The organism is Pseudomonas sp. PDM25 (assembly GCF_019219045.1).
Lineage (GTDB): Bacteria > Pseudomonadota > Gammaproteobacteria > Pseudomonadales > Pseudomonadaceae > Aquipseudomonas.
Map to the genome: position 1 here is coordinate 231,160 of NZ_JAHUWL010000001.1, position 11,199 is coordinate 242,358.

Genomic DNA, 11,199 nt, shown 5'->3' on the forward strand with positions numbered 1-11,199 from the left:
TGTTAAACACGACGAGTGAATAGACTTAGGTATTGGTATCGTCCCGGATAGCCTTCTACGAGGCTGCTTTGATTTCACTAATCAAGTCATCAACGGCGGCAAGCATGAACTCAATCGTTTTTTCATCAATGAATCTGCCGTCCTGGATCTTTTCATTGACGCCCGGAATGACTATCTGAGGGCCGCGAATGACTCTGGAAAGGGTCGCTGATAGCGTCTCTCTCAATTGTGCCTGGGCGCGCACCCCGCCAAGCACGCCTGGTGAAGACGTCATGATGAGCACGGGTTTATTTTTCAACGGTGAGTTGAAGCCCGGGCGAGATGCCCAATCCAGTGCATTTTTCAGCACGCCTGAAGTGCCGTAGTTGTATTCAGGCGAGCAGATGATCAAGCCATCGGCTTGTTCGATAGCATCTTTCAGTACCGCCACCGATGCAGGCAGCATCTGCGCTTCGAGATCGGAGTTGTAAAGGGGGATCTCATTCAGTGCGAAGAGACTCATTTCTACCTGATGGCCCAACCGATTGGAGAGGGTCTTGAGTACCGCTGTATTGGTTGATTGTGAACGCAGGCTGCCTGAAATACCGAGTAGACGATAAGCGACAGTGGCCATAAAAATCCTTCAGAGAGATGGATAATCAAAAAACTACACGACCTGTTTCTCTGGAGATGACACGCCGATCATCACAAACAGTGCTCGGGCAATCCCCTCACTTTTGTTGCGCCACGCGTGTCGTGTGCCATTTTGAATAACGATGTCTCCCGCCTTTACGAGACGGCTTTGACCGTTATCCAGTTCCAGCCACATCTCGCCCTCCAGAATGATTCCGTAATCGATGGTGGCGGTGGTGTGCATACCCGGGTTTTCCGGTTCAAAACTTTCGATCAAGCCAGGCAAAGCCGCCCCCAACTCTTCATAGGCCCGCACACCATCCACGGGGTTCTGCATCACCGAGTCCGGTGGGAAATCGAACATGGCGATGCTGGTGCCGCCCTGAGGAGGAATCAGTGAAGAGTTGCCTAGCGTGGGATCACGTTCCTGTTCGAGGCGTACCGGATTTGCTGGGGTCGCCCACAACTGCGCCATGGCATGTCCAGGGATTGAGGCAAAAGATTGAGCTCTTGGGGCGTAGTCATCTGAAACGAACACGGAGTTCCCTTGTTCGTCGTGACCGGTCACGATTCTTCTTATTTTCATTTGGATTACTCAACGAGCAGTCAAAGAGGCAGCGAGGGAAGGGCGAACCGCTCCCCTCGCTGCGTGCATCAAGGACAAATGACGTAGTTGCTGAAGCCGCCATGGCGGTTTTCGATACCGGTAATCGCGTTGTTGACGTCTTCTAGCTTGAAGGCCGTATTTTCAAAAAATGAAAGATCCAGCACACCAGACTCAACCATGTCAGCCATAGCTTGTCCTTGACCAGTGGTGAACCAGGCAGATCCACTGATCTGGATGTCGTTGTCCATGATCCAATGCAGGTCGATAGGGACTTCACCAGCGATAGCGCCAATGTTCACTAAGTGTCCGCCACGATGCAGAGATTTGAGAGCTTGGGTCAGGCTTTCGTGCGGTGCGCCTGGGCCCAAGGCATCAATAACCACATCCACTCCCTCGCCATGCGTAACCTCGTGGGCCCATTCGTTGGTAGGAATAGTACCGAGCGTGTGAATTTCAATTCGCCCAGGAGCTGCGAGGTCTTTCACCTTCTGAAACAAATCTTGATTGCGGGCAGTGCCGAGAATTTTACGAGCACCTAAAGCAAGCGCCAGGACGACGGCACCGAGACCAAGCGTCCCGCTAATCCCGTTGATGAGTACGGTACTGCCAGGGCCAACATTCGCCTTGAGAAGCGCCTTGTAAGCGGTGCCCATGTAACCCAAGCGTGCAGCCGTTTCAAAACTGATATTGTCAGGCAGCTTGACCAAGCTGTATTGGGGCGCAGGGATGTACTCGCAGAGGCCGCCGTAAGGGTAATCTTCGAACATGCGGGGACTTTTTGGTGTGAAACCGAAGTAGCCGTTGAAGGTATAGGCAGTGCACGCAATGGTGTTGCCCGCACGGCATGCCCGGCAGGAACCGCAGTATCTGCCAGGGTTAACGTACACCCGGTCACCCACCTTGAAGTCGTAGACCTGAGCACCTACTGCTTCGACGACACCTGATGGGTCGAGCCCGAAAATGGCAGGAAGTTTTGGCAGCGGATTTTGAGGGAACCACTTAACCCAATTTGTCAGAATGTTGTGCAGGTTTGGGACGATCCCACATGCCTTCACCTTGACCAGCACCTCAGTAGGGCGGATTTCGGGTACAGAAACTTGCTCGATGACCATGGGTTTGCCGCCTTCGTACAGGCGTGCAGCGCGCATTTTTTTTGCAGTCATGATGTTCTCCAACACATATTGTTTTTGTAGTGGTATCTAACCTTTGGAGCACGCTTCAAATCTAAGGCACTAACGCAGTCCGTCTTCGCCCTTTACGTCGGAGGCAGCGAGACCGCCCAATCGTGCATGTATCCGTCCGCCTGTAGCCATGGCTAGGCCAAAGGCAATTTCGCCACGGCGAGGGCCATCCCATACAGTCATTTCAGCAACGCCGAAATGGCTACGAACGTATGCAGCTTGGATATGCCCTAGTGGGATCATCACTCGGCAGCCTGGGCCGCCAATAGTTTTGGCCGCAGGGACGATCGCCTTCGGGTTGCCTAGCGCTTCGCGCATTGCCCAGCCACCTGCTTCGTGCCATACGGCGCCGTGCTCTAACTCACCGTCTTCACCAACGATTGCGCCCTTGCCATATGCCTGTACGTGTTTAGCTCCGCCCAGGGTATGGATCAGTTGCTCCGAAAGCTCTGCGCCTAAAGCTCGCAGTTCCTGCATAAACGGCAGCAAGTCTTCTACATACTTACCTGCGTAAGGATTGGCGACCACCGCCGTGGCTACTGCAATCCGCAGCGGGGCTGACAAACGAGGCCCGCCCTCGTGGAATACCTCTTCAACGTCCAGCTTGACCTTTCGAACCATCACAAGCGACATGCGTAACCTCCAGAACCGAGAGCCTCATGGGCTCGCTATTTTTTTAAGCCGGCCTTTTGCATTATGCATTTAATGATGTATGGTGCAAGAAGTTAGTTTTTATGCACAAAAATAGGAGAGGCAAGATGAAGCTGATTTCGTACCGTAAAGAAGGAGAAGCCCATTTCGGTGCCGTGGCCGGTGACGGAGTGGTTGAACTGACCAACCGTTTCTCGGAAGTGCCAGATCTCGCGACTTTTCTGAGCAACCCGTCCTTGCTTCAGGAGGCGCGCAAGATTATTGATGCTGCGCAGCCTGACTACCCATTCTCGAGTATCCAGTTGGAATCAGTGATACCCAATCCTGGAAAGGTGATTTGCGTAGGCATTAACTATGTTGCTCACGCTGAAGAGGCGGGCCGAAAGGTCGGCGAGTTTCCAGTGATTTTTCAGCGTTTCGCCGAAACTCTTTTGCCCCACGGCGAACCACTGGTTAGACCTCAAGTCTCAGAGCAATTTGATTTCGAGGCCGAATTGGCGGTTGTGATCGGGAAGGGTGGTGCACATATCGATCCGGCGGACGCGATGGATCACGTTGCGGGTTACACCTGCTTCAACGATGCCAGCGTCCGCGATTGGCAGTTCCATACGCACCAGTACGGTATGGGTAAGACCTTCAGAAAAACGGGTGCTCTGGGGCCTTGGCTCGTTCCGGCATCGGAAATTTCAGACTACCGAAAGCTGGTTGTGCGGGGGGTACTTAACGGCGAGCAACTGCAGGAAGGCAGCCTTTCGGAGCTGGCATTCGACATTCCTCATTTGATTTCGTATGTATCGAAAGCGCTTCCATGGAACCCTGGAGATATTCTGGCAACTGGTACTCCGAGCGGCATTGGCTTCAAACGCAATCCACCGATTTTTCTGAAGCCTGGTGATGTTTTTGAAGTGGTGATTACTGAGATTGGCACGCTGTCGAATGGTGTTATTGACGAAGTCTAAGCGTTGCCCTCTACACAATCATAAAAATTGGAGGCTCCAAATGTCCGCATTACCTAAAATCAATTTCACCCACTCCGGCGTGTTTTGCGAAGACCTCGACCGGATGGTTGATTTTTACTGCCGCACCTTGGGTTTCATCGTAAGTGACAAGGGGGTCGCTTCTACAGGTCACCGTTTGTTCTTCATGACTCAGAACCCTGAGTTACATCATCAGGTCGTTCTCTTTGACGGAAAACCAGTCGACCTACCGTTCAACCCGATCAATCAGCTTTCGTTTCTCCTGGACTCCCTCGACGACCTGAAAACGTACTATCAATTCGCCAAGAAAAGCGGAATTGAAGGGATTGCACAGGTGGATCACGGCAACGCTTGGTCGATGTACTTCAAAGATCCTGAAGGCAATCCCATCGAAATGTATGTCGATGCGCCGTTCTACACCGCACAACCTTGCAAGGAACCGCTGGATCTCGAGATGCCGACTGAGGCTATCCTCGCCCAGACCGAGGCTATGTGTAAGCGCCGTCCCGGTTTCCAGACTCGCGAGCAATGGAAGGAATCCATACGGGCGAAGATCGAAGAGCAGCGCGTTCGTATCGGCTAATGACATTTGGAAGGGCTATATAGCCTGCTCCAATCAGTGGTCGTTGAAGCCTGGTTGATGGGGGCGCAAAAGTCTGCTCATCAACCAGAAGTCGCAGTAGAGAAAAACAAAAAGCGGAGTTGACGATGGACTACGATGTCATCATTGTTGGAATGGGGCCAGTGGGTGCTCTGTGCGCAAATCTCGCCGGCATGTGGGGGCTAAGCGCTCTCGTCGTGGATAAGTCCGAGACGGTGTACACCAACCCTAGGGCTATGGGTTTTGATCACGAAGTGATGCGTGTGTTCGGCAATATTGGGTTGGCCGATGACATTGCTGAGCATGTCATGCCGTATCGTCCTTCGGAGTACCGTACCACTGGTTCTCAGTTGATCAAACGCATTGATGCCGCCAAACCTCCCTATCCGCTGGGTTGGGCGCCTAACTATGTCTTCTCACAGCCCCCCGTCGAGCGCGCCCTACGCAGTAAAATTGCGGATATGAAGTCGGTCACCGTGGAACTCGGTTCAGAGGTTCTGTCGGTAGATTCCAAAGGTTCACAGGCGGTTGTTCGCATCCAGGCCAAGGATGGAACCGAGCGCACAGTCACTGCGGACTATGTGTTGGCGTGTGACGGAGGCACCAGTCCAATCCGTACCCGTCTAGGGTTGAAAATGGAGGATCTAGCCTTCGACGAGCCATGGCTCGTGGTTGACGTAATCCTCAACGAAGGGGCGGGCGAGCATCTACCAAAGACCAACGTGCAATTTTGCGAGTTGGCCAGGCCATGTACCTTCGTCGTCGGGCCGGGTCAGCATCGACGTTGGGAATTCATGATTAACCCTGACGAACAGCCGACGGAAATCTCACAACCCGAAGCGATCAAAAAGCTGATCGCCCGCTGGTTACCTGAGGGCGACTATCAGCTGTGGCGTGCGTCTGCCTACCGATTCCATGCACTGATTCTGGAGCAGTGGAAGTCCGACCGGGTGTTTTTCCTCGGGGACGCAGCGCACATGACGCCCCCCTTTCTGGCACAAGGCATGTGCCAAGGGATTCGCGATGCATTGAATTTGGTTTGGAAACTGGCGCTGGTTAAAGAAGGCTTGGCTGCTCCGGCGTTCCTCAATACCTACCAGACCGAACGCATTCCTCATGTCCGCCAAACCACGATGGCGGCAAAAGAATTCGGCGGGGTGATTTGCGAGCGTGACAGCGAGAAAGCAGCGATCCGCGATGCGCGCTTGATCCAGCAAATGACGGAAAATCCGGGAGGCACCATCAGGCAATCGCTGATTCCTGGTTTGAACCAAGGCTTTATCGCCAATGTTCCGCCTGCCGGTGAGCTGTTTCCGCAACCGATGGTCATCAACCATGCCGGCAAGAAGGCACTGCTGGATGAGTTTACCGGACAGTCCTTTCGAGTGGTCATTGCGCCAGGGTTCGACGCCAGCGCGCTATTAAGATGTCTGCGAAGTAGCCAATCGCTGAAAGGTCTGCCTATCCAGGTCGTTCGGTTAGTCAGTTCCCAACAGTCTGGCACACGCGCTGTTGATGATTACGAAGAGGTTGACGGCGTGCTGGCCGAATGGCTGGAGCGTCGTGGCTGCAATGTGGTCATCGTGCGGCCGGATCACTACGTTTACGGCGGGGCAGTCACTGTCGCCTGGGCGATGGAGATGCTTGAGGGCATGGAGCTTGCGTTGTGGTGCAAAGAACCTGAACAGGCTCTGCAGAATAGTGGCGGCGCTTGCGATAAGACGATCAGGTTTGCGCAAGCGATAACCTTGTAAGGAGCAGTACGCCCTTTGCTTCGTACTGCCCACGAAAGCAGTTGCGAGGTGAAGGGTTTTTTTGTGGGATACGTTAAATGCAGCTGTCGATGACGCGTGACAACGTCATCGAGCCGGAAACCCGAAACCCGTGGCAGGTCGATGATTTACTGAAGCGTAGCTTGTTGACGCTCGATGGCTTCTACGGTTCGACCCAAGGTGTTTTGGATGTGATCGCGTAAGAGCGTCACAGCTTTTGAGTCTCGTGCCAGAGCAGCATCCATCAACTCTTGATGCTCATTTCCTTTATGTCTTGGAGTGATCCGCTGCTTGGCGGAAAAGCGCCTGTAGCGCTCTGCTCTGTCGAATAGAGAGTCGATCATCTTTAGCATCAGCGGTGATGGACATGCCGCAAACAACGCGAAGTGGAAGGCCTTATGCCGGGTAGACCACTCATCGTCGAGTGCGAGTACGCCACTTCCCAGTTTTTTCTCAATCAGATTCAAACGGTGAAACGCACCCAGTACATCGGCTTCCCAGGCATCGTCGCCAAACTGGATGGCATCACTTAGCGCTTCGCACTCAAGCAGGCAGCGCATCCGCGTAATGTCGCGGAAGTCGGTAGTGGAGATCGGTGCGACCCTGAACCCCTTGTTGTCGCTGGCTTCTACGACACCGTCCTGGGTCAGTCGATTAAGCGCTTCACGAATGGGGGAGCTGCTAAGCCCATAGGTTTTGGACAGTTCGGCAACCTTGAGTTTTTCGCCCGGGGCCAGTTCGCAGCAAACAATCGCTTTTTTCATCTTCGTCAGCGCGACATCGATTAGCGGACTGCCGGGGGAGGTGATCATGGTCGGAGCTTCCTGGAATTTGCATTAAACGGATTTTATGCGCAAAACACCATTTGGTGCAAATGGCTAGTGCCCGAATTGCGCATAAATTTCCCCGCGCTGCAAGCGTAAAATAGTAAGCGACTCTGCCGAACGCTCTAATTTGCTTTCTACCTCTGCAGCGTCCACCTGTATCCCTTCCCGATTCTTTCCTTACCTCCTGAACGTGCCGTCGTTTGAGCCCCCAACCGGGTGGCACCGTATGCCTTCTTCAAATCTCGCCCGTATCTGCGCAACGGAATACTTGCCCTCGAGAATCTTCTTGACTTTAAATTTGCTCAGGATTACGTTTTGTGCACAAAGATATGTCGAGTGCATCAAATGTACTTTTACGCATTGTTGTATTGGCTTACATCGATCCCGAACTCAAGGTTCAGAGGCGTGTGATGAAAACGAAGCAGGTTCTCGAGTTGGCAGACGCTGAATTGATGCTCATGGCGGCCATGGAAAAAGCCACCAAGGAGAGCTGGAAGGTATCCATGGCCGTGGTCGATGAGGCGGGTTGCTTAATGACGTTCAGAAGGCTTGATGGCGCATCCGTCTCGTCTGTCCAAACGGCCATTGATAAAGCCCGCAGCGCCGCGCTCACTCGCCGGCCCACCAAGTTTTTCGAGGAGATGGTCGCGGCTGGCCGGGTAGGCGCTTGGATGATTCACGGCGTCTTTCCGATCGAAGGCGGGCTTCCGATTCTTGTCGAGGGTGAGGTCGTAGGTGGGGTCGCCGTAAGCGGGTTGAAGTCGCAACTGGACATCGTCCTTGTGGAGGCCGGCTTACAAGCGTTGGCCGTCCATCAAGAACGATAAGGCGGGTAAGAAAGGAGCTCAGAGCGTTACGCAGCACCCTGATGTATTCGCAGCCAATGCTGTGAGTGGATGACCTTTTTACAAAAACAAAAAAACAGGAACATCTTCATGAAAATAGCCAACCAACGGCTCTGCCCGTTGCCGGTTTCCAGCATTGCCTGCGCGGTCAGCGCAACGGTATTGCTGAGCCTCTCAACGTCATCGCAAGCCTTTCAGATCGACACAGGTAACCCCGATCTTTCGGCGACTTGGGACAACACGATCAAGTACAGCAACGCCTGGCGTGTAAACAAACTTGATCACAAGGTCGCGGTTGGCCCAGGCACTTCCAACAGTAATCCCAACCTGGACGACGGCGACCGAAATTTTGATCGCGGGCTCATCTCCAATCGCCTGGATGTCTTGTCCGAATTTGACATCAAGTACAAGGACGTCGGCGCGCGTCTCAGTGCTGCTTCTTGGTACGACACTGTTTACAGCCACGACAATGATAACGACTCGCCTAGTACCGCCAACTCCGTGAGCGTCGATCACGATGAGTTCACCAGCGACACCCGCCGCATCCATGAACAGAATACCGAAATCCTCGATGCGTTTGTCTACGGCTCTAAGGAGATCGGCAGCACTTCGTTGTCTGGGCGGTTGGGGCAGTTCACGCAAATCTATGGCGAAAGTCTATTTTTCGGGGCCAACGGTATCGCTAACGCGCAGTCCACTGTCGATCTGGTGAAGCTTCAGTCCGTCCCCGGTTCCCAGTTCAAGGAGATCCTGATGCCCACCAAACAGGTGTCAGGTAACTGGCAGCTGAACGATACAGTCAGTGTCGGCGCTTACTACCAATTTGAGTGGAACAAAACTCGTCTTCCTGCGGCGGGCAGCTACTTCAGCGGCGCGGATTTTGTCGGCGAAGGAGGCGAGCGTGTATTTTTCCCCACGGGTGCGCTACTTCACGGCAAGGACATTGAAGCCAAGGATTCAGGCCAGTTTGGCGCTCAACTGAAATTTGCTATCGAAGACTGGGAGTTTGGTCTCTACGCGGCTAAGTACCACGAAAAAACTCCGGTGTTTTACTTCCGACCAGCAGCTTTGGTGCCTGGAGCAGATGACACTTTCGTCAACGTTTATCCCGAGGATATTAAGGTCTTTGGCGCAAGTTTCAGTACCTTGGTCGGTGAAGCGAACATTGCGGGTGAGACGTCAATCCGGGTCGATACACCGCTGGCAGGTGTTGGTGGAACGATTATTACCGGCTTGGAATCTGACAACGATTCCAAGCCGGCTTACCCCATTGGTCGCTCGTGGCATGCCCAAGTGTCGATGGTCAATGTGTATGGCGGATCGGCACTTTGGGATGGTGCCTCACTCATCGGCGAGCTTGCATTCAACCGTCGGTTGAGTGTGACAAAGAATGCCGATCAGCTGGATCCCAACACAACGCGTGATGCCTTCGCACTGCGGTTCACCTTTGAGCCTCAGTACTTCCAAGTCTTTCCTGGGATCGACGTTCAAGCCCCAATCACCATTGGCTACAACCCGTCCGGGCGCTCTTCAGTCACACCTCAAGCATTTGGCCCTGAGCATGGTGGGGATCTGACACTAGGTCTCAAGGCTGATTACAAGAAGCAATGGTATGCGTCCCTGAGCTACACCAATTTCTTTGGCGAAGCGGGGCCTGTCATCAACTCCTCCAACTCATTCACCTACCAGCAAAACATGAAAGACAGAGACTTCGTGGCGTTCTCGATCCAGCGAACCTTTTAAGCAAAGTAAAGGCGGGCCCTGATAATGACAAAAATTAAATTGCTGCTGCTTTCCACCCTGTCTATCTCAATGTGTGCCAGCACCGCATTCGCGGCAGTGAGCCCTGAAGAGGCGGCGAAGCTCAAGACCACATTGACCCCCATGGGCGCCGAAAAAGCAGGAAATGCTGACGGCTCCATCCCCGCCTGGACAGGCGGGTTGACCAAGGAAGTGGCAGGGGCAAAGTTGGGCGATATGCCGGCGGATCCGTTCCCAGGCGAGAAGCCGGTGCTGCAGATAACTGCCAAAAACGCTGGGCAATACGCGGACAAGTTGAGCGAAGGCACGAAAGCCTTACTGGCCAAATATCCCGATACTTTCCATTTGGATGTATACCCGACCCACCGTACTGCCGCAGCACCTGATAGCGTTTATCAGAACACGTTCGCCAACGCGACTCGTTGCAAAACGACCAGCAACGGTTTGTCAGTAGAGGGCTGTTACGGCGGAATTCCGTTTCCTATTCCGAAAACAGGTAATGAGGTCATCTGGAATTTTCTGCTGCGTGTAGAGGCAGAATCCATTCAGATGGGGTATGCCAACGTCATTGGTAATGCTGACGGAACCCGCACGCTCGCAAGCCGTGGCGTCGAAAATTGGCAATATCCGTATTACTACAAAGACGGCAGTGCAGATAAATGGTCGGGACAATATGCGCTGTTGCGCTTTTTGACCAACGAGCCACCCTTTAAGGCTGGTGAGTCGCTGGTGACTCACGACAGTATCAATGTGCAAGAACCACGTGAGGCCTGGCAGTATTTGGTAGGCCAGCGCCGAGTGCGCCGTGCTCCCACTGTCGGCTATGACACACCCGATTTTGTAGCGTCGGGAGCTAACTACTTTGATGAAGTGCATGGCTTCATCGGCCATCCGGATCGCTATGACTGGAAGCTCGTTGGCAAAAAAGAAATGTACATCCCGTACAACGACAACAAGTTCAATGCCGAAAAACGTGACGACGCTTTCGTGGCTAACCACCTCAATCCAGACAAGGTGCGCTGGGAACTCCATCGTGTCTGGGAGCTTGAGGCCACTGTTGCACCAGGCAAGCGCCATGCAGTACCTAAACGCAAATTCTTCATCGATGAAGATAGTTGGACGGTCTCTCTGGCGGATGGTTACGACGCCGAGGGCAAACTGTGGCGCGTCTCCCAGGTGCTTCCCTTTGTTGTCCCTTCGATCCCAGCAGTAGTAGTAAAACCGGTGGTGATCTACAACCTGCAAGCCAAGACGTACAGCGTCGTGCAAAGCCTCAACGGCGAAACCTATAGCGTAATTCCGCGCAAGCCCGAGAACTTCTTTACCGGTAACTCGGTAGCGTCAGGGTCAGTGCGCTGAGCCTCG

General features: G+C 53.4%; 11 protein-coding genes. 6 read left to right on the plus strand and 5 right to left on the minus strand.

Annotated elements, in window-relative coordinates:
* Positions 1-55: 55 nt before the first annotated feature.
* The 4 genes from KW848_RS00905 to KW848_RS00920 form a co-directional block, all read right to left on the minus strand.
* The gene (locus KW848_RS00905; RefSeq protein WP_218534754.1) at positions 56-613 is read right to left on the minus strand and encodes an NADPH-dependent FMN reductase; all 558 of its coding nucleotides are present in this window, start codon (positions 611-613) and stop codon (positions 56-58) included.
* Between the two features lie 33 nt (positions 614-646).
* Positions 647-1,087, minus strand: a complete 441-nt coding sequence (locus KW848_RS00910) for a cupin domain-containing protein (protein WP_223530927.1) — start codon at positions 1,085-1,087, stop codon at positions 647-649.
* A gap of 179 nt (positions 1,088-1,266) precedes the next feature.
* Positions 1,267-2,382, minus strand: coding sequence for an alcohol dehydrogenase catalytic domain-containing protein (locus KW848_RS00915; protein ID WP_218534759.1), 1,116 nt, complete (start codon positions 2,380-2,382; stop codon positions 1,267-1,269).
* 69 nt (positions 2,383-2,451) lie between these two features.
* Positions 2,452-3,033, minus strand: a complete 582-nt coding sequence (locus KW848_RS00920; protein WP_218534761.1) for an amino acid synthesis family protein — start codon at positions 3,031-3,033, stop codon at positions 2,452-2,454.
* 125 nt (positions 3,034-3,158) lie between these two features.
* On the opposite strand from KW848_RS00920, the gene KW848_RS00925 reads away from it, so the two are divergent.
* The 3 genes from KW848_RS00925 (at position 3,159) to KW848_RS00935 (ending at position 6,383) form a co-directional block, all read left to right on the plus strand.
* The gene (locus KW848_RS00925; RefSeq protein WP_218534762.1) at positions 3,159-4,010 is read left to right on the plus strand and encodes a fumarylacetoacetate hydrolase family protein; all 852 of its coding nucleotides are present in this window, start codon (positions 3,159-3,161) and stop codon (positions 4,008-4,010) included.
* Between the two features lie 40 nt (positions 4,011-4,050).
* Complete coding sequence (locus KW848_RS00930) at positions 4,051-4,611, plus strand: VOC family protein (RefSeq protein WP_218534764.1); 561 nt, start codon at positions 4,051-4,053, stop codon at positions 4,609-4,611.
* Positions 4,612-4,736: 125 nt separating this feature from the next.
* Positions 4,737-6,383, plus strand: coding sequence for a bifunctional 3-(3-hydroxy-phenyl)propionate/3-hydroxycinnamic acid hydroxylase (locus tag KW848_RS00935; protein WP_218534766.1), 1,647 nt, complete (start codon positions 4,737-4,739; stop codon positions 6,381-6,383).
* Positions 6,384-6,529: 146 nt separating this feature from the next.
* Here the strand turns inward: KW848_RS00935 and KW848_RS00940 are convergent, their stop codons facing one another.
* The gene (locus KW848_RS00940) at positions 6,530-7,213 is read right to left on the minus strand and encodes a GntR family transcriptional regulator (RefSeq protein WP_218534767.1); all 684 of its coding nucleotides are present in this window, start codon (positions 7,211-7,213) and stop codon (positions 6,530-6,532) included.
* A 332-nt stretch (positions 7,214-7,545) separates the two neighbouring features.
* On the opposite strand from KW848_RS00940, the gene KW848_RS00945 reads away from it, so the two are divergent.
* The 3 genes from KW848_RS00945 (at position 7,546) to KW848_RS00955 (ending at position 11,193) form a co-directional block, all read left to right on the plus strand.
* Positions 7,546-8,055, plus strand: coding sequence for a heme-binding protein (locus KW848_RS00945; protein WP_218534768.1), 510 nt, complete (start codon positions 7,546-7,548; stop codon positions 8,053-8,055).
* 108 nt (positions 8,056-8,163) lie between these two features.
* Positions 8,164-9,816, plus strand: a complete 1,653-nt coding sequence (locus tag KW848_RS00950) for a DUF1302 domain-containing protein (RefSeq protein ID WP_218534769.1) — start codon at positions 8,164-8,166, stop codon at positions 9,814-9,816.
* 24 nt (positions 9,817-9,840) lie between these two features.
* Positions 9,841-11,193 carry a DUF1329 domain-containing protein gene (locus tag KW848_RS00955; RefSeq protein ID WP_218438196.1) on the plus strand — a complete coding sequence of 451 codons (1,353 nt, stop codon included), beginning with the start codon at positions 9,841-9,843 and terminating at the stop codon, positions 11,191-11,193.
* Positions 11,194-11,199: the final 6 nt, after the last annotated feature.

Bases quoted from the DNA above. Each gene is read 5' to 3' on its own strand.
- KW848_RS00940 (WP_218534767.1), bottom strand. From the start codon at position 7,213: ATGATCACCTCCCCCGGCAGTCCGCTAATCGATGTCGCGCTGACGAAG.
- KW848_RS00955 (WP_218438196.1), top strand. From the start codon at position 9,841: ATGACAAAAATTAAATTGCTGCTGCTTTCCACCCTGTCTATCTCAATG.
- KW848_RS00925 (WP_218534762.1), top strand. From the start codon at position 3,159: ATGAAGCTGATTTCGTACCGTAAAGAAGGAGAAGCCCATTTCGGTGCC.
- KW848_RS00935 (WP_218534766.1), top strand. From the start codon at position 4,737: ATGGACTACGATGTCATCATTGTTGGAATGGGGCCAGTGGGTGCTCTG.
- KW848_RS00920 (WP_218534761.1), bottom strand. From the start codon at position 3,033: ATGTCGCTTGTGATGGTTCGAAAGGTCAAGCTGGACGTTGAAGAGGTA.
- KW848_RS00950 (WP_218534769.1), top strand. From the start codon at position 8,164: ATGAAAATAGCCAACCAACGGCTCTGCCCGTTGCCGGTTTCCAGCATT.
- KW848_RS00915 (WP_218534759.1), bottom strand. From the start codon at position 2,382: ATGACTGCAAAAAAAATGCGCGCTGCACGCCTGTACGAAGGCGGCAAA.
- KW848_RS00905 (WP_218534754.1), bottom strand. From the start codon at position 613: ATGGCCACTGTCGCTTATCGTCTACTCGGTATTTCAGGCAGCCTGCGT.
- KW848_RS00930 (WP_218534764.1), top strand. From the start codon at position 4,051: ATGTCCGCATTACCTAAAATCAATTTCACCCACTCCGGCGTGTTTTGC.
- KW848_RS00910 (WP_223530927.1), bottom strand. From the start codon at position 1,087: ATGGCGCAGTTGTGGGCGACCCCAGCAAATCCGGTACGCCTCGAACAG.